Here is a 17971-nt window from a genome sequence, read left to right on the forward strand (position 1 = left end):
GCCCTCTTCCTTTAAGCCCAGTTGCCGCTGCGGAACACCGGTTCCACCGTGCCGTCCGGGAGCTCGCCGTCAATCTCCAGCTCGGCCGAGCCCACCATAAAATCAACATGCGTCAGGCTGACGTTCGCTCCTCTTTTCATCAGCTCCTCCTTGCTCAGCTGGGTGCCGCCTTCGATGTTGGACGGATAGGCGCTGCCGAGCGCAAAATGGCAGGAAGCGTTCTCGTCGATGCCAGTGTTGTAGAACACCCGGTTCATGCGGGAAATCGGGGAATCGTACGGCACCAGGGCCACTTCCCCGAGGCGTGCGGCCCCCTCGTCCGTATCCAGCAGCGAGGTCAGATGCTCCCGGCCCGAACGGGCTTCGTATTCGGTCACCTTGCCGTCCCGGAACGTCAGCTTGATGCCTTCCACCAGCCGGCCGTTGAGGTTCAGCGGCAGTGTGCTCGTCACATAGCCGTTCACTCCGGCGCGGTGCGGCATCGTATAGATCTCTTCGGTTGGCATATTGGCCACGAAATAAACGCCGCTTTCGTTCTCCCCGCCGCCTCCGCGCCACAGGTGCCCTTCCGGCAGCTCCACGCGAAGGTCGGTTCCCGGCGCGCGGTAGTGCAGGCTCTTGTAACGCTTGGCGTTCATCCGGTCCTGGCTTTCCTTCAGGCGGCCGATATGCGCCCGCCAGGCGGCCACGGGGTCTTCGGAGCCGATGCGGTTCATCGCGAATACCGCCTCCCACATGGCTTCGATCCGCTCTTCCTCCGGCAGGTCGGCAAACACCTTGCCGGCCCAGGCGCGGGTCGGCGCCTTGATCAGCGACCAGCTGATCCTGTTGTTGCGCGTGTAAGCCTGATACTTCTGCCGGGCCAAAGCGGCCGCCTTGACCTGACGGGCCACCTTGTCTGATTCGATTCCGCGGAACAGCTCCGGGTCCGGCACCTTGATATGCAGCACCGCGCCCCCCTCTTCGGCAAACCGCTCCAGCATATCGGCATACCATTGCGGGTAATAGCCAAAAGACTCGTCCGGGGCGGATTCGTAGCGGATGCGGGTCACCGCCTCGTCCTCCCACTCCATTTGGACAAGCTTGGCGCCCGCTTCATAAGCTTTGCGCACAATATGGCGCGTAAACTCCGCGGTTTCCAGCGGCGCGTGCACCATCAGCACCTGCCCGGGCTGGACGTTTACCCCCACCTTGATCACCAGCTCCGCGTAGCGCTCCAGCAGTTTGGCAAAATCGTTCATCTGTCTTTCCCCCGTTTGCAATTGGACTCTTTTCTCAGCTTATCACCCTTTGTCCTCCGCATCAAAAAAAGTTCCGGCCGCTCGCCGGGAAGGGATTGCATTTCCATTTCAGCGGCTCTATTATATAACTAACTGATTAGTTATTTTTGAAACGGAAGGGGCTCGCTTATGGCAGGCACAAAAGGAGAAGCCACCCGGGAGAGGCTGCTGGAGGCCGCGACGGAGCTGTTTGCGCTTCACGGGTACCACGCCGTCCCGGTCAGCAAAATCGTCGCCCGCGCCGGCGTGACGCAAGCGGCGTTTTACCTCTACTTCAAAAGCAAGGAAGAGCTGCAGGCTCAGCTTGTGGCACGCTTCAAGGAACGGATGCTTCTGCTGGCCGATGCGGGCAAAGAGGCGGGCGGCCAGCCGGAAGGGCAGGTCGAAGCCTTTGTCGTCCGCTCCATGACCGCTCTGCTGGCGTTTCTTGGCGAACACGCAGACCTCGCCAAGATCGCCCTGCATGGGGCCGAAGGAGAAGCCCTTCGCCGCCAAATCGCCGGCCAGATCGCCGCCAATCTGAGGCGGAATCAGGCCCTCGGCCTGGTGCGGGCCGATTTACGCCCCGAGCTGGCCGCCGAAGCGGTGGTCGGAGCGGTGGAGCGCGTCGCTTCTCTTCTTCCCGCCGGCGAAGGACGGACGGCGGCGGAAGGGGCCGAGCTGGCGCGGCTTTTTTTGAACGGCATTTTGGCCTAAATCATCGGGCCGCATAGACGGCCAATCAGGAGGGGTTCGGCATGCTCGCCATTTTGAATACGCGAATCGACCCGGCCAGTCTGCTCTGGCTATTTCCCATTCTCTTCATGTTCCATGATTTTGAGGAAATCCTCACCGTTGAACGGTGGAGCCGCCTCCGGCGCGAGCGGGTGCTGGCCGCGCTTCCTGCGTTTGCCCGAAAAGCGATTGCCCCCTCCCTCGGCATGACCACGCACCGGTTTGCAGCCGACGTGCTGTTTGTTTACGCCATTCTGGTTCTTTGCACGTCGCTTGCGGTGTTCTTCGCCTTCTACCCGCTGTATTTGGCCGCGCTCGCTTTGTTTTTTCTGCATGTTTTCACCCATGCCGCCCAATCGCTTTACCTGCGCATGTACACGCCCGGCGTCTGGACCGCGGCAGGCGTCGCCCTTCCATACTCGCTCTATGCCTACTACCGCCTGCTTGCTGATGAAGCGGTCCGTTGGTCGGATATCGGCTGGAGTCTGGCGCTCCTCGCCGTGCTTCTTCCTCTGGCCCTCGGTTTTCTGCTGCGCGGCAGGCGAAAGGCGGCCGGGCGGACGGCCTAAGCGAACAAAAGATAATAGAACCCGATGAAACCCGGCCCCTTCCCAGGGAACTGCCGGTTTTTTTTGCGAAAGGTGAGAGATTCCATCCTGACGGCCCGTCTTATCCATGTCGACAACGCACAACCGGAAAGGAGGAAAGCAAACATGGACCCGATCACGGAAAAAGCGGCGGTGGAAGAGGTTCTGAACGGCCGGACGGAAGCTTTTGCTCTTATTGTCGAGCATTACAAAAACAAAATTTACGGCCTGCTGCTTGGTATGGGGACAAGCCCGGCGGACGCGCAGGATTTGACCCAGGAAACCTTTCTGAAAGCCTACCGCAAGCTGAAAAGCCATAACCCGGAGCAAAGTCTGGCCGGCTGGCTCTACCGGATCGCCATTAACACGCAAAAAGATCATGTGCGCGGCAGCGATTCGCATTCCGTTTCGGAGCCGGACCCCGAAGGCCGGACCGCCGAAACGCCGGAGGCGCGTTATCTGGAACGGGAACGGGAGCAAGAACTTCTCCGCATGATCCGTACCCTGCCCGAAAAGTACCGGATTGCGCTCCTGCTGAAATACACCCGGGACCTGAGTTATGCGGAAATAGCGGAAGTAACCGGAATGTCGGAGGGCCAGGTCTGCAACAGCATCTACCGGGCGAAAAAAAAGCTGCGGAAAAAGTGGACCCTGAGGGAGGGACAAGTTTATGAAATGCTTCACCCCTGCACAGATGGAAAAAGCCGTTCATGACCCTTCCGGTCATATTCAGGAGCATCTGGAAAAGCACCTGACCGCCTGCGCCAAATGCCGTGCGCTCTTTGACAAGGAAATCGAAGAGCAATCCGCTTGGCGGGAGACGCTGTTTGCAGAGCGGCTCCCCGCTTCCTTTACGGCCGGTGTCATCGAGGCGCTGGGCGGCGCGGAAATCGAAGAACCCGTCTCCTCCGCCGGAGGAGACTCCGATATAGCAGGCGTATTTTCTGCCCGGAACGCGAAAGCCGGCCCAAAACGGCGCGGCAGCTCCATGCGGCGGAAGGGCTGGGCAGCAGCCGTCTTGCTTCTGGTAGCCTGTGGCATTCTGTTTTTTGCCCATCCCACTGTGGCGGACATTTTGCGTAGCTTGTTCAGCCCGGGCGTCTATGTTGACCCGGGTATGAAAGCAGCCCGGGAACAAGGATTTGTGCTCCAGCCGGGCTTGTCGGTAACGGATCAAGGCTATACCGTGGAAATAACCGAGGTGATCGCGGACTCCCTTCGGCTGGTATTCGCTCTGAAGGTAACCGGTCCGGACGGAAAGCCGGTGACAGGCGCAGTACAAGACCTTGACTACGACAAGAACATTCAAATTTTTGTGAGAAAAGAGTCAAATTCCAGAGCAGTACCTGTCAGTGTATGGCGCGGAAGTGTAGCAGACTCCAGCTCCAACATGGTGGACAAGTTTGTTTACAATTTTGATCAGCCCGCCTATGGAGACCAAATGGAGTTAATCCTGCAGCTTGACAAGCTTGAGAAAAAAGCAACTCCCACCTCTCCGGAGGCTGTTGAACCTGTTACGGGAAAGTGGAATTTCACTGTGGAAGTGGACTTGTCCAAAGCCAATGCCAACTCCATGAAATATCCCATCGAAAAACGGTATGTCTCCCCTCACGGGTTGGAGGTCATTGCCCAAGGATTGATCAAAACCCCAAGCGCATCGGCATTGGAAATCACCAGTGCGCCCAGGGAAGAAGCGCTCGGCCGGCTTGCCGGCCGTTATCCGGATCATTTCCTGACTTATCATTTTGAGACGGAAACCGGCCCGACGGACCGATACAATGACCCCGTAGGCCAAATCGACAATTGGGAGAACCGGATCAATTGGCATTTCTTTATGAATCCCTCGCTGGTTCCCCCTGGCGATAAAAAGCCCCGGTTTGTCCTTGACGGCTACCAGATCGCCGAGCGGGATGATTCGGCCGTCACCTTCCGGCCTGCAGCACTTGACGAAGGACAGCCGGCTGTCTTTGCAAAGGAAGGGGATTCCCTGCGACTCCTGTCCATGAAGATCGAACCCAGCAGACTTTCCCCGGAATCCGAGCCGCAGGGCGCGCTTTACGTGGAAGGCGAATGGGGAAACGACGCCCAACGGACGATCTGGGAGGCCGCCGATAACAAGGGCAGGCGTTATCCGGTTTTCTTTGACGTCGGGGACAATTACAGCTACGAACCGGGCAAAAAAAATCTCATCACCGCAAAGTATACAAGGAAACCAAAGTTCGTCTTCAAAGGCATGAGCGAGCTCCCCGCAGAAATTACCCTGACCCGAACCGGATTGTACCGGTGGTATAAAACGGACTGGTCGTTCGAGCTGCCGACTGCCGGGGGCAAAGGGCTATTTGCTCCGTAACCGCAGTCCCGGCTTCCCTGCAAAACCGTCTTTCCCGCCGGAGAGACGGTTTTTTGCATCGCCGGATTCACGCAATAAATGAAAAATTATTAAGTCGCTAATAGGGGGGTCGAAATTTGTCGATATAGATGCAGACACCACGCCAAAAGGGGCATTTTACATGAAAATCAAAACCAAGGTCACGCTATCTTACGGAATTCTTATCGTTCTCCTGCTTGCCTGCGTAAGTTTCTTCGTTTACTCCTCCGCCCGGCAATCCCAAAACCTGAAGGAAGTGAAAACGGAATCGCTGCATGCCCTCAACCTCGCCAATCAGGCCAAAAACCTGCTCGCCCAGATTCAAACGTACCAGGTACTGGCCATGACCGATTTGTTTCCGCCCGACCAGGTCGAGCAGACGCTTGGCCAGCTGAGCGGCCGGTTTCGGGACAATATGGCGGAATACGCCAGGCTGGATGACGAAAATGGCGCAAAGGCCAATATCATTCTGGAGCAGTTTGAAAAATCGCTGAACAACACCGAAGGAAGCATGGAGGTCATCACCGCCATTACGAACAGCGTGGAGGAGCTCGCCTCCTCCAACGCCGAGGAAATCAGCGCCGCTTTGGACGATACACTGAAAACAACGGAGCAGTTGAATGCCGGGCTGTTTCTGATTCAGGCCATCAGCCTGATCTTCAGCATCGTTTCGGCGGTTATTCTCATCCGGGCCTTCTCCGGCCCGATCCGGCGGTTGACGGAAGCGGCCGCACGCATCGCAGAGGGCGACCTGAGCCAGCCTCTGACGGTCAAGGGCAAAGATGAAATCAGCGCGCTGACGGGCATCTTTGAAAAGATGCGGTCCTCCCTCTCCTCCTTTATAGAGGCGGCCCAAACGGCCACCGGCCAGGTGGCGGGCGCAAGCGGCAAGCTGACGGACCAGGCGGACGCCGCCGCTCATCACATCAACATCGCAACGCGGGCTGCCGAAGGGATCGCGGGGGGCGCAGCGGCGCAGCTGGTGGGCACGTCGGAAACGGCGCGGGCCATGGAGGAAATATCGCTTGGCGTTCAGCGGATTTCGGAGTCCACGGCGCTGGTTTCCGAGCTGTCCGTTTCCACCGAGCGGGAGGCCACGCAGGGCAACGCGGTGTTGTCGGCCGCCGTTTCCCAGATGGACCAGATTCACCGGGCGGTCATGGCGCTTTCCGATACCGTCGGAAAGCTGAGCGCCAATTCGGAGGAAATCAACAAGATCACCGAAGCGATCAAGGGCATTTCCAATCAGACCAACCTGCTCTCCCTGAACGCAAGCATCGAAGCGGCCCGCGCAGGCGAGCACGGCCGGGGCTTCGCCGTCGTCGCCAAGGAGATCAGCGCGCTTGCGGCGCAGAGCAGCCTCTCCTCGGAGCACATCAATGAAATCATCGCCGTGATCCAGACGGACACCCGGAACGCCGTGGAAACGCTGGCGGAAAGCGTCGCCCAGGTAAACATTGGCCGGGAATCCATCCATACCGCCAGTCAAACCTTTGCTTCCATCACCCAATCGACCGGCAGCATTTCCGGGCAGATTCAGGAGGTTTCGGCCGCTTCCCAGGAGCTCTCCGCCAGCTCCGAGGAAGTCAGCGCATCCATTCTGGAGCTGGAGGATATCGCCCGGAAGGCGGAAACCGACAGCAACAAGCTGGCGCAGGCCTGCCGCGATCATCTGGAGTCGTTCCAGAGCATCGCCGGATCGGCGGACGGCCTCAAGCAAACCTCCGCGAATTTGCAGGAGTACGTGGCGCGCTACAAAATCTGATGCGTGAATCTGAGCCTAAAGAAGGGCAGACCACCCGGGAATCCCGGTGGCCTGCCCTTTTTATCGGTATCCCTTCGCCGGCTCCCGCCGGACGCAGCCGAACTTCCGAAACCCGCGTTCTTGGAAGTCCGCTCCCTGCCTGTCAGGCGACGGTCAGGATCAGCGGACGGTCCTTGGTGATCACGATGGTATGTTCATGCTGAGCCACAAAGCTTCCGTCCATCGTGCAAAGCGTCCAGCCGTCCGGCATCTGGTCGGCGTATTCCGCGCCTGTGGACAGGAAGGGTTCAATGGTGATCACCTGCCCTTCCTTCAGCACCCGTTTGTCATGTTTGTTATAGAAAGGGAGTATCTCTATGGGGGCTTCATGAAGCGCCCGGCCGACACCGTGGCTGCACAGGTTGCGGATGACCTTGTAGCCTCCTTTGCGGGCTTCGGCCTGAATGATGCGGCCGATCTCATTCAGCCGGGTCCCCGCTTTGAGGGACGAAATCACCTTCATCATGGTCTCATGCGTATAGTCGCACAGGCGCGTCAGCTCCGGACCGCCCGGTTTTACCGGAAAGGAATGGCCGTTGTCGGCGTAGTAACCGTTTTTCTTCGCCGATACGTCGATGTTCACCAGATCGCCGGCCTGGATCACCCGGTCGCCCGGAATGCCATGGGCGACCTCGCGGTTGACGCTGATGCAGGTCTCGCCCGGAAACCCGATCATCTTCGGGGCGGAAACCGCCCCCCGGCTCTTCAGATACCGGCCTCCGATTTCGTCCAGCTCCCGCGTCGTGACGCCGGGCCTGACATGCCGCTTCATCTCTAGAATGGCTCCCGCCACGATACGGCCGATTTCTTGTAACCCCTTGAGGTCTTCTTCCGAACCGATGGTCATTTCGCTCTTCCTCCTTTTAAATTCGTTTACCGGGAACAGCCTGCCGCCGACCGGGGAGCGTCCGAGCAAAGATCGCCGTAGATGCGCTCCGCGGTTTCCTCCGCCGTCCAGGCGGTGCTGTCCAGCCAAAGGCCGACGGAGGGCGTTTCCTCCCGGAGCACCCGGTCGAGCGCTTCCACTGTCCAGCTGCCATAGCCTTTTTTGAACCGGCCCGCCTCCCGCTCCCGGACCGCTTCCGGGCCGGGGCAGAGAACCGCAACATGCAGCGGGCTTTGCACAAATCCGATAAAATCGTTCAGCATCCGGCCGATGACCACGTCCTGCACAACGACCGTATAGCCGGCGCGGCAATAGGTGTCGGACGCCTGGGCCGCCAGCCGGTAGCGCAGCAAAAGCTGGCCGAGCGCCTCTTTTTCCGCATCCGGTCCGATGTCCTTCCGGTTGTTTACGATCATCCGGCGAAAGGCGTCGCCCCGCAGATGAACGGATTGGCCGAAGCGCTCCGCAAGCAGCTGGGCGACCGTCGACTTGCCACTTGCCATAATGCCGGTTACGAGAATCACTTTCGCTTCCTCCACAAGTATTCCCTCCCTCCTCGTCCTCCGACAATCGCGCTCCGATTGTAGCTTTGAGCGTTTGGCGCGGCAAGGGGCAAATTGACTATAGCAAACCTTTCCCATGAAAATCCATCCCCCCGTCGCCCAAAGGGATGGAAGCCGGGCAAAGCGTACCGTATAATGAAGAAAATGGACAAAAAAGGAGGCGGCCGGCAGGTATGAAGCAGTGGATTGCGGGAGACGCCGCGCGCGAATGGAAAGGAACGCGTACGGTTTTGGAAAGGCTGCCTGGGGACAAAATGAATTGGCGGCCGCACGAGAAGTCGTTCACGCTGGGCGAATTGGCCACTCACCTGGTGAACTTGCTGAACTGGCAGACGGGCATTTTGCGGCATGCGGAGCTTGATGTTTCCATTTCCGGGTCGCGCCGCGAGGCGCTGGAAACCCCGGAGGCGGTGCTGGAGGAATTCGACCGTTCGGCAGCGGTACTGGAGCGGCTCCTGTCTGAAATGAGCGACGAAGAGCTGACGGCCGACTGGACGCTCAAAAAAGGCGCGCACGTGCTGTTCCGCGAGCCCCGCGCGAATGCGTTCCGCACGATGGGCATCAGCCATATGGTGCATCACCGGGCCCAGCTGCTCGTCTACCTGCGCCTGTTGGACGTGCCGGTGCCCGGCCTGTACGGCGCTTCGGCCGACGAGCGGTGAGAACGCGGGGGCGGCTGATACCGGCCGTGAGACGGCGGTGGTCTTGCGGGGTAACCGGCAGACGCTGTCCTTCACCCGCTCCTCTGCAAAAAGGGAAGCCCGTCGACGGGCTTCCCTTTTTCTTTCCGGGCGGCGGTATGCCGGCCTTCCGTATCGGCTGTGCCGCCTACTCCGCCAGCGCTTCCTCCGTGATCCGCCGAATGTCGATCGGCGACACAATCTCCTCATTGACCATGTCGGGCAGGATATGCGAAAGAAAATAATCCACGCAGTGCAGCTTGATGTGCTTGATTTTGACCAGCGCATTGCGGTACATCGCGATGAATTCCTTTTCCGTATTGCCCCGCTGCAGCTCGGCAAACGCCTCGTACACCTGGTCCATTTTATCCGCTACCTCCAGAATCAGGCCCTCGACCGAGCCGTCCTTCCCCTCCCGCAGCTGCCTCCGGAAAATCTCCCGGAACTCCTCCGGGATATGCTCGTCGATGAAATGCTGCACCATGCCGTCCTCCACCTTCTGGATCAGGCGGCGCAGCTCCAGGGACGAATGCTTGACCGGGGTCTTGATGTCTCCGATGAAAATTTCCCCGTAGTCGTGGCTGCTGGTGATTTCGTAAAGCTTTTTCCAGTCGATGCGAACCCCGTGCAGCTCCTCGATGTCTGCCAGCGTTTTGGCGTACTGCACCACCTTCCACGAATGGGCGGACACGCTGTGCTCCTCGAATTTGAACTTCCCCGGGCAGCGGATAATGCGCTCCAGCTCATTCAGCGACCGGAAATACGTATGAATTCCCATCAGCTTCTCCATCCTTCACGGTAAAAATGGCTCGGTCCCAGTATAGCCGCCGAGTGTTAATCCCGGGTTAACGCCGGATCAACGCAGCGTTTATTCCAAAATCCTGGCGAAGCGGGGGATCGGCCTTTCGGCCGGCGCCGGGGGTCTGTATGCCGCCGCATGGCCCGGTACAGCCCGGCCCACTGCTCCAGCGTCAAGCAAACGGTCTCCCGCTCCGGCCGGACGTTCGCCTGCCGCAGCGCAGGCTTGATCTTCGACGGCAGAAAGATTCCCTTCAGCGCCTCGGCGGCCGCAAGCCGCGGTTCCCGCAGCAGATAGGCCGCAAATGCGGCAAACCGCCCGGTTTCCCCCGGCGGGATGAGCGGCGCCCCGCGCCGGACGACCCGCTAAAAAAGGTCGAAGCGCTCGAGCGGCAGAAAAAAACGCTGGCGTCCTCCGAGCGCTATGAAATCATGAGTCGCACCATTCGGGCATATGCCTGAAACAAATGACACGCTTTCTCACGGACATTACTTATTTGCGCTATGGAACTGCCATTGGGCATCCCTCTCCTGCGTTAAGGACAGGGCGAACTGGATAATCCTGACCGATAGTGTGGCAGCAACGCTCGAACCTCCGATAGTGAAGAAGTGAGAGTGCGAGTGAAGGAGTACATAAGCTACTACAACGCAGAACGATATCCGTGGACATTAAAACAGATGACCCCGTGAATTCGGAGGTCATCTGCTTGCTAGTTTAAATGTAACTGCTCACAAATTTGCTAATTAAATCGTTACAGCTATTTTTTTTCAATCGCCATACGCAAGTTCGAGATAACTCCAAGAAGCAATACTATCGAACAAACCATTTTTTCAAAAGGTGTTCCAAACAATTGTTGTATAAATCCAAAAGACCAAAGCATAACAAAAAACCAACATATAACGATTATGCCTCTTTTGTGTCTATATGGTTTGAAATTACCAACCACCAACGTAAAAACCAATCCAATAATAGAAATGACGATATTTGCAACAGATATTGGAAGCTGTTCAGCAAATGATTCAGACCTTCCGCCGTTAACCCATGTGAATGGCATACTCCTACTAATTAAGAAGAAAGTGGATTAAGATAGTCAAAGAGTAGAAAATAATCCCCATAAATACAGCAGTTTTCATATTAATTTTTCTGAGTTTTCCTAAAATAAAGTCACCTCTTTTCCTTCCTGCTTTAGTTTTATTTAATCCACAATTCGTATCTTTCTTTCCTATTCTTTGTAAAGCAAACTGCCAGTTAGCCACCTATACCCTAGCGGGCACCACAGACTATAAAGTTGCGTTATTTCGGGATGGATTTTTTGGCTATGCCGTGGTCCAATGGCCATCACGCGCCGGAAGCTATGGTCATGGGCGCCGGAAGGGGGCCGGACAAATTCTAACGGTTGCCAGCGAGCTTATTTCGCTTAATACGAGACTTTTCAAAATCTAACGGTTGCCACGGAGCTTATTTGGCTCGGAGAGGGGGCGTTTTGGTCTTTTTGGGGCAAATAAGCGCTCCCACAACCGTTAGAAATGGAAACAGGGTTTTTTTGAACGAATAAGCGCTGTGGCAAACGTTAGCCGCCTATGCCCTGGCGGGCACCACAGACTATAAAGTTGCGTTATTTCGGGATGGATTTTTTGGCTATGCCGTGGTCCAATGGCCATCACGCGCCGGAAGCTATGGTCATGGGCGCCGGAAGGGGGCCGGACAAATTCTAACGGTTTCCAGCGAGCTTATTTCGCTTAATACGAGACTTTTCAAAATCTAACGGTTGCCACGGAGCTTATTTGGCTCGGAGAGGGGGCGTTTTGGTCTTTTTGGGGCAAATAAGCGCTCCCACAACCGTTAGAAATGGAAACAGGGTTTTTTTGAACGAATAAGCGCTGTGGCAACCGTTAGCCGCCCATGCCCTGGCGGGCACCACAGACTATGAAGCTGCGTTTTTTTCAGGGTAGATAAAGGTTACATCTTCATCTAATAATACCGTAATATGGTTGATATATCCCTTTTAAATGCTAATAGCAACAATCTTTACGAGAACTTTCAAAGAACGTTACGCTCCTGCACGCTCCTGCACGCTCCTGCACCCAAGAAGCTATCGCTCCGCTGCTTAAACCAAACCCGGCGGAACGGCCAGAACGGCCTCCAGCTTCAAAATCCCCACCAGCTTGTCTTCGCGGGAGCCGATGCCGTGGAAGACGTCGGCATGCTCCTCCAGCCCGTGAGAGGGAGGCTGAATGGCGGGATAGGTCGTCACCCGGTTGACCCGGTCCACGACCAGGCCGACCGGCTCCCCGCCGTGCTGCACGACAATGATGCGGCTTGCCTTGGTATAGGCCTCCTCCGCCATGCCCATTAAATTGCGCAAGCTGAACACGGTGATGATCTGGCCGCGCAGGTTAATGATGCCCTTGATGCCCGCGCCCGAAAAGGGCACCTCGGTAATCGCCATCATTTTGATGATTTCGTATACGTCTCCGATCCGAAGGGCGCAGGTTTCCGAACCGATGGCGATCTCGATGAACTGCTCCGTTTGGAGAGAATTCATGCGTGCGTTACCTCCTTTTCCCGTCCTGGCGAGTTGAGCCCTTTCCCGTTCCTGTTCCGTCCGGTCATTGCGTTTTGAATGAAGCGACGGAATTGGCCAGCTCCTCGGACATTTGCGCCAAAGACTGGCAGGCCGCCGCCGTTTCTTCCGCCGCCGCCGCCGACTGCTCGCTGGAAGCGGAAATGCTCTGAACGGAGGTCATCACCTCTTCGGCCTGTGCCGATTCTTCCTCGCACGCCGCAGCGATTTCGTTCACCTTGGACGACGAACGGTTGACCATTTCGATAATTTTCTCGAATGCGTCTCCGGTGCGCTCGGACTGGCTCAAGCTGTCCGCCACGGCGGTAACGCTCTTCTGGGTATTGGCCTGCATGGCCTTGATGATCGACGTAATTTCCTTGGTGGCCGCGCCGCTCCGCTCCGCAAGCTTGCGCACCTCGTCCGCTACGACCGCAAACCCTCTGCCCTGTTCGCCTGCACGGGCCGCCTCGATCGCCGCGTTCAAGGCCAGCAGGTTGGTCTGCTCGGCGATATCGTCGATGACTTCGATGATGTCCCCGATTTTGCGCGAATCGTCCTCCAGGGTAACCATCTGCTCGTTGACGGCTGTCATGCTTCTCAGGGAGCGATCGACAACCTCCCCGCCTTCGCGGGCGGTGCGCACCGTTTCATTGGACAATTCCGCGGCCTCCTCCGCGCTGACGGCAACGGAATTGATGGCGTGCGAAAGCTCCTTGAACAGCTGGGTGATTTCCATGGCGGAGCCCGCCTGGCCGTTGCTGGTGCTGGCGATTTCCTCCGTGCTCGCGGAAATTTCCTCGGAGGAGGCGGCTACGCTTTGCGAGCTGGACACAATGCCGTCGATCAGCTTACGCAGGTTCTCCACCATCTGGTTCAGCGCTCCGGCCAGCAGGCCGATTTCGTCCTTGCTCGAAACGTCCGCCTGCTCGCGAAGATCGCCGTCCGCCACCTTCCTGGCGAGCGACACCATTTTGAGCAGCGGCGAAGAGATGGATTTTGCAATGGCATAACCGATGACGAAGCTCAGAATAATGGCGCCGGCTACAAATATCAGCGTGATGACAAACGATTCCTGGTAATCCTTAGAGGATTGGCCGTAGGTTTCCTCTGCGAGGTTTTCGTTAATGTCGATCAGCGACTGGAGGTTATTGAAGATGACATCACTGGAGGTTCCGAGCTCCCCCTGCTGAAGGGCCTCGTATTCCACCCGGTTTCCTTCTTTGCTCACTTCCACCAGCTGATCTATCAGCCGTTTGAAGTTGGGCCACTCCTTGTCGAGCTCGGCAAGGCGGGCCTGCTCTTCCGCGGTCGCGGCGAGAGGACGGTATTCATTTATGCTTTCCTCAAATTGCCCGAGTAAACTCTGTACATTCGCCACAACGTTACTGTTTTGCTCCGGAGTCAACGCCAGAATCAAATCGCGCGTTGCCACTCTCCGCTGCTGAAAAATATATCTGGCCTCGCCCAGCTCCTTGACGGAAAGCAGATTGTTTTGGTACATCTGCTCCATATTTCGATTGGTGGCATTAAGGGCCGTAAGCGAATATACCCCAAAAGCGGCCATGATCACGGAAATGATCAAAACGAGGAAATGATCTTTGTTGCCGTCTTCAAGTTCCGATACCATTTCATTTTGTGTTCCCCCCCGGCTATGGCCGTGACATTAGTTAAACCTTTGGTCCTTTTCTCTCACACTGACATTCTATTATTTCGACACAATACGACAATTACTTAAGAGTGATTTTAACCCTATTATGATTCTTAATAATTGCTTATCTTTCTTTTATTTTCAAAAAGCTTTACATCTCTCGAGTATCAGTGTACTATTTATCTATAACACTAGTACAATGATTCATGGAGGGATACACGCATGAAATCAGCCAAAGCCGCAAAAGGCGCGGCCATTCTGCGCCTGAGCGGCGTAACCAAAATCATTGGGCGGAAACGCATCGTCGATTCGCTTTCGTTTGAAATCGGGCCCGGCGAGATTGTCGGCCTCCTCGGCCCGAACGGAGCGGGCAAAACGACCACCATCCGCATGATCACCGGTCTGATCGGAATGAGCGAAGGCGATGCCGTCGTGAACGGCCACAGCATCCGCAAGGACTTCAAGAAGGCGATTCAATCCATCGGCGCCATTATTGAAAATCCCGAATTTTATCCTTATCTGACGGGCTACGACAACCTCAAGCAGTACGCCCGCATGACCGACCGGGTGGACGACGCCCGCATCGAGCAGGTGGTCCGGCTTGTCGGCCTCCAGGATGCGCTGCACAAGAAGGTCAAAGCCTACTCGCTGGGCATGCGCCAGCGGCTCGGCATCGCGCAGGCGCTTCTTGACCGGCCCTCCCTGCTCATTCTCGACGAGCCGACCAACGGGCTGGACCCGGCCGGTATCCGGGAGATGCGGGAATACCTGAAATCGATCTCCGCCTCCGAAAATATCTCGATTCTCGTCTCCAGCCACTTGTTGTCCGAGGTGGAGCTGATGTGCAGCCGGGTCGTGGTCATCCAGAACGGCAAGCTGGTGACGGAACGCCCCATCGGAGAAGAAGCCGAAGGCGGGGATGCCGTCGGCCTGCGCATGCGGCTGGACCGGCCGGCGGAGGCGGCCGGGCTTTTGGCCGGAACCGCGGGCGTGTCGGTCGGAGCGGTTCACGAAGAGTCCGGCGAGCTGCTGTGCCAGGCGCCCGAGGAAACGGTTCCGGAGCTCATCGCGGCTCTGAGCGCCGCCGGCATCCGCATTTACCGGGTGGCGGACAACAAAGAATCGCTGGAAGACGAGTTCCTGAAATGGACGGGAGGAAACCAAATTGCGTAATTTAACCCGGTTGATCTGGAACGAATGGCTGAAGCTGTGCAAAAAGAGAAGCTTCCCCATCCCTTTTGCCATCGCGGTCGGCATGGCGGTTCTTCTTGGCTACATCCTGAAAAGGTTCGGCACGGGAGCCTCGCTGGAGAACGGTTTGCAGTTCGCGGCCGCCTCTCTTCAGAACGGGAGCGGCCTGGGGCAGTTCCTCGTCATTCTCTGCATCGTCGGCACCGCAGGCATTGTTTCGCAGGAGTACGGCCGGGGCACGATTAAATTCCTGCTGGTCCGCGCCCGCAGCCGGGGCGAAATCCTGGCCTCCAAGTACATCGCGGTTATGCTGTATGTAGCGCTTATGGTCGTCGTAGCGGCGGCCGCCCTCTTTGCGACCGGCGGCGTGGCGTTCGGCTTTTCCGCCGCGGGCTCCGACTGGGGCGCCCTTTTCGAATACATGGGCTACAGCTTTGTCTACTGCCTGATCTATGCCACGCTGGCCTTTGCCCTCGGCATTCTCACCCGTTCCACCGGGGCGACCATCGGCATTGTCATCGCTTCGACCATGTTCAGCGGCCTGGTTATCCAGAAGCCCTTTTTTAAATATGTGCTGTTCCCGAATGCCGATCTGGCCGTGTACGCAAACGGAGCGGCTCCGATCCCCGGCATGAGCCCCTGGTTTTCGGCGGCGGTTCTGTTCGGGTACTGGGCAGCCTTCCTGCTGGCGGGTTATACTGTATTCAAAAAGCGCGATGTCGCTTGATTGGCCGGGCGTGGTCTCCGGAAAGGAGCGGGGGTGGGCGTGACCATTGAATTCGACAATAATCTGCCGATCTATTTGCAGATCATGAATTACATCAAGCTTCAAATTGTCACAGGCCGGCTGAGTCCCGGGGACAAGATTCCGTCCGTCCGGGAGCTTGCGGCCGAGCTGCAGATCAACCCGAATACCGTCCAGCGGACGTTTCAGGAGCTGGAGCGGGAAGAAATTGTCGACACCCGGCGGGGTCTCGGCCGGTACGTCACAAGCGAGGATCAGAAAATCATGGCGATCAAAAAAGAAATGGCGGCCGAGCTGATCGACCGTTTTATTACCGGCATGCGGGAATTGGGGTTCGAAAACCGGGACATTGTGGCCGTAGTGGCCGAATCGGTCTCAAAAGAGGAACGGAAGTAGGGGGTGCGTCATGGAGAACCTGCTCGTTTTTGATAACGTGGTAAAAAGGTACGGGCAGCGGACCGCTTTAAACGGGGTTTCGCTCTCGCTCGGGCCCGGCAAAATCATCGGCCTGCTCGGGAGCAACGGCAGCGGCAAAACAACCCTGATGAAGCTTGCCGCCGGGATCATGTCTCCCTCCGCCGGGCAGGTCCGAATCGGCGGCGTGCCGGCCGGAGCCCGGACCAAGGCGTCCGTGTCGTTTATGCCGGACCGTCCCGTGACGGAAGCCTGGATGACGGTGGGCGACGCGCTGGACTTTTACCGCGACTTTTACGCCGATTTCTGCGAGCTGAAATCCGCCCGGATGCTTGATTTTATGAAGCTGCGCCGCAAAGACAAAGTCGGAACCCTGTCCAAAGGAATGAACGACCGGCTTCAGCTGACGCTGGCGCTCTCCCGCAAAAGCTCCTTGTACCTGCTGGACGAGCCTATCGCCGGAGTCGATCCGGTGGCGCGGGACAACATTTTTAACGCGATGGTTGAATTTTACGAGGAAGACAGCAGCATGCTGATCTCCACCCACCTGGTTGCGGACATTGAAAAAATCTTCGACGAGGTCGTTATGATCAAGGACGGCAAGGTCATGCTGCAGGAGGATGTGGAAACCATCCGGCTGGCACGCGGCAAAAGCGTGGATCAATTGTTCAAAGAGGTGTACGCCGAATGCTGAAGCTGCTGAAGTATGATCTGAAGCGGAACAAAATTGTCCTGCTGGGCACCTTGATCGTGACGCTGCTCGTGCTGGCCGGCATCGAGCTGTCGGGAAGCAGCTGGAACTGGGCGCTTGACGCCCGTTTCATTTTATCCCTTTTGGTCTATATGGGCATCGCGTTTGTCCTGCTTTTCCTGGCCTGCAAGTCGTTTAAGGGCAACGTCACCTCTTACAACCGCAGGCTGATTCCCGTGCATCCGGTGTTCGCGGTCCTGTCTTCCTTGGTGCTTGGCCTTCTGTGCATGCTGGGCCTGGCCGTTCTCGCTCTCCTCCATTACGCGTATTACGAGCTGGCGGGCCTGACCCTTCCGCTGCAGCGCTGGATGGAGGGCATCTCTTCGCCTCCGGTGGTGCTGCAAGCGGGAGACGCGGCCCTTATCGCGCTGATGGCCCTTTGGACCATCGCGATCGTGCTGCTCAGCGTGTTTTTGTCCATCGCCGTCGCGGAAAGCTTGCGGTTCAAGGGGCGGCAGCTGGTCGGAGTCGCCGTCTTCTTCCTGCTCCACTTCCTCTTTTCCTACCTGGAGCAGCTTTTGTTCGGCACCCATCTATCCTTCGGGTCCATCATTTCCGACAACACCGATCCGGTATCCGGCGTGAACGCCGCCAACGGTCTTGCCCGGGCGCTTTGGGCCGATTTCTGGCCGCTCGCCCTGCTGGAGCTTGCCGTCGCAGCGCTTTTCGTGTCGGCCATCGTTTGGCTGGTTAGCCGCAAAGTGGAGCTGTAGGGCCGGCTTCTGCCGGTCCCTTTTGACGATGAAACGCATTATCGGATAATCCGTGTTTGGCAGAAAAACCGCCTCGGTCAGGGCGGTTTTTTTGTGCGGGCCGGCGCTGTTCGCTTCCCCTGCAAGAGGCCAGCCGGGAACGGAGCCGCCTATGGCCCGGTGCGGCCGGGCCACAGGCGGGGCCGCGGGCCATAGGCGAGGCTGACCGGGCACAGCCCGGTGGGGCGAGCATGGCCCGCTGCGGCCGGGCACGGGCGGGGCT

The 17971-nt window shown here is 57.5% G+C and carries 19 protein-coding genes; 13 read left to right on the plus strand and 6 right to left on the minus strand.

The genetic code is table 11. From position 1 onward, the window contains the following. Window positions 1-11: 11 nt before the first annotated feature. Window positions 12-1241 (minus strand): aminopeptidase, encoded by a 1230-nt coding sequence (locus tag AC6I6H_RS15360; protein WP_497954808.1) that lies wholly within the window; start codon window positions 1239-1241, stop codon window positions 12-14. 168 nt (window positions 1242-1409) lie between these two features. Between AC6I6H_RS15360 and AC6I6H_RS15365 the strand changes: the two genes are divergently transcribed. From AC6I6H_RS15365 to AC6I6H_RS15385, 5 genes are all read left to right on the plus strand, one after another. Beyond that, window positions 1410-1976, plus strand: coding sequence for a TetR/AcrR family transcriptional regulator (locus AC6I6H_RS15365; protein WP_497954809.1), 567 nt, complete (start codon window positions 1410-1412; stop codon window positions 1974-1976). A 41-nt stretch (window positions 1977-2017) separates the two neighbouring features. Then, window positions 2018-2563: an HXXEE domain-containing protein gene (locus AC6I6H_RS15370; protein ID WP_497954811.1), complete on the plus strand. Its 546-nt coding sequence runs from the start codon at window positions 2018-2020 to the stop codon at window positions 2561-2563. A gap of 144 nt (window positions 2564-2707) precedes the next feature. Beyond that, entirely contained in the window at window positions 2708-3295 is a 588-nt protein-coding gene (locus tag AC6I6H_RS15375; RefSeq protein WP_497954812.1) for a sigma-70 family RNA polymerase sigma factor, read from the plus strand. Continuing rightward, window positions 3252-4931, plus strand: a complete 1680-nt coding sequence (locus AC6I6H_RS15380) for a DUF4179 domain-containing protein (RefSeq protein WP_497954813.1) — start codon at window positions 3252-3254, stop codon at window positions 4929-4931. Before AC6I6H_RS15375 ends, AC6I6H_RS15380 begins: the two co-directional genes overlap by 44 nt. A 160-nt stretch (window positions 4932-5091) precedes the next feature. Continuing rightward, window positions 5092-6714 (plus strand): HAMP domain-containing methyl-accepting chemotaxis protein, encoded by a 1623-nt coding sequence (locus AC6I6H_RS15385; protein WP_497954814.1) that lies wholly within the window; start codon window positions 5092-5094, stop codon window positions 6712-6714. Window positions 6715-6856: 142 nt separating this feature from the next. Here AC6I6H_RS15385 and map read toward each other — a convergent pair whose 3' ends face one another. Together map and AC6I6H_RS15395 are read right to left on the minus strand one after the other, a co-directional pair. After that, window positions 6857-7600 carry a type I methionyl aminopeptidase gene (gene map / locus AC6I6H_RS15390; protein WP_497954816.1) on the minus strand — a complete coding sequence of 248 codons (744 nt, stop codon included), beginning with the start codon at window positions 7598-7600 and terminating at the stop codon, window positions 6857-6859. Between the two features lie 26 nt (window positions 7601-7626). Next, complete coding sequence (locus tag AC6I6H_RS15395; protein ID WP_497954829.1) at window positions 7627-8184, minus strand: AAA family ATPase; 558 nt, start codon at window positions 8182-8184, stop codon at window positions 7627-7629. Window positions 8185-8375: 191 nt separating this feature from the next. On the opposite strand from AC6I6H_RS15395, the gene AC6I6H_RS15400 reads away from it, so the two are divergent. Beyond that, complete coding sequence (locus tag AC6I6H_RS15400) at window positions 8376-8864, plus strand: DinB family protein (RefSeq protein WP_497954817.1); 489 nt, start codon at window positions 8376-8378, stop codon at window positions 8862-8864. A gap of 166 nt (window positions 8865-9030) precedes the next feature. On the opposite strand, the gene AC6I6H_RS15405 is transcribed toward AC6I6H_RS15400, so the two are convergent. Beyond that, window positions 9031-9660, minus strand: a complete 630-nt coding sequence (locus AC6I6H_RS15405; RefSeq protein WP_497954818.1) for a YfbR-like 5'-deoxynucleotidase — start codon at window positions 9658-9660, stop codon at window positions 9031-9033. A 149-nt stretch (window positions 9661-9809) separates the two neighbouring features. Here AC6I6H_RS15405 and AC6I6H_RS15410 point away from each other — a divergent pair, with 149 nt between their 5' ends. Then, the gene (locus tag AC6I6H_RS15410; protein ID WP_497954819.1) at window positions 9810-10142 is read left to right on the plus strand and encodes a hypothetical protein; all 333 of its coding nucleotides are present in this window, start codon (window positions 9810-9812) and stop codon (window positions 10140-10142) included. Between the two features lie 159 nt (window positions 10143-10301). Then, a complete protein-coding gene (locus AC6I6H_RS15415) occupies window positions 10302-10370 on the plus strand; it encodes an IS3 family transposase (RefSeq protein WP_497954830.1) in 69 nt (22 codons plus the stop codon). 1418 nt (window positions 10371-11788) lie between these two features. On the opposite strand, the gene AC6I6H_RS15420 is transcribed toward AC6I6H_RS15415, so the two are convergent. Further along, on the minus strand, window positions 11789-12226 hold the full coding sequence (locus AC6I6H_RS15420; protein ID WP_497954820.1) for a chemotaxis protein CheW: 438 nt from the start codon (window positions 12224-12226) through the stop codon (window positions 11789-11791). A gap of 64 nt (window positions 12227-12290) precedes the next feature. After that, complete coding sequence (locus AC6I6H_RS15425; RefSeq protein ID WP_497954821.1) at window positions 12291-13874, minus strand: methyl-accepting chemotaxis protein; 1584 nt, start codon at window positions 13872-13874, stop codon at window positions 12291-12293. 243 nt (window positions 13875-14117) lie between these two features. On the opposite strand from AC6I6H_RS15425, the gene AC6I6H_RS15430 reads away from it, so the two are divergent. From AC6I6H_RS15430 to AC6I6H_RS15450, 5 genes are read left to right on the plus strand one after another with little or no spacing between them, the layout of a single operon-like run. Beyond that, window positions 14118-15068: an ABC transporter ATP-binding protein gene (locus tag AC6I6H_RS15430; RefSeq protein WP_497954822.1), complete on the plus strand. Its 951-nt coding sequence runs from the start codon at window positions 14118-14120 to the stop codon at window positions 15066-15068. After that, on the plus strand, window positions 15061-15813 hold the full coding sequence (locus AC6I6H_RS15435) for a DUF2705 family protein (RefSeq protein ID WP_497954824.1): 753 nt from the start codon (window positions 15061-15063) through the stop codon (window positions 15811-15813). Before AC6I6H_RS15430 ends, AC6I6H_RS15435 begins: the two co-directional genes overlap by 8 nt. 39 nt (window positions 15814-15852) lie before the next feature. Continuing rightward, entirely contained in the window at window positions 15853-16227 is a 375-nt protein-coding gene (locus tag AC6I6H_RS15440) for a GntR family transcriptional regulator (protein ID WP_497954825.1), read from the plus strand. A gap of 10 nt (window positions 16228-16237) precedes the next feature. After that, a complete protein-coding gene (locus AC6I6H_RS15445; protein WP_497954826.1) occupies window positions 16238-16939 on the plus strand; it encodes an ABC transporter ATP-binding protein in 702 nt (233 codons plus the stop codon). Beyond that, complete coding sequence (locus AC6I6H_RS15450) at window positions 16933-17709, plus strand: hypothetical protein (RefSeq protein WP_497954827.1); 777 nt, start codon at window positions 16933-16935, stop codon at window positions 17707-17709. The genes AC6I6H_RS15445 and AC6I6H_RS15450 overlap by 7 nt, the downstream gene beginning before the upstream one ends. The last annotated feature ends 262 nt before the right edge of the window (window positions 17710-17971 follow it).

The sequence above is a fragment of the Gorillibacterium sp. sgz306347 genome, from assembly GCF_059735245.1.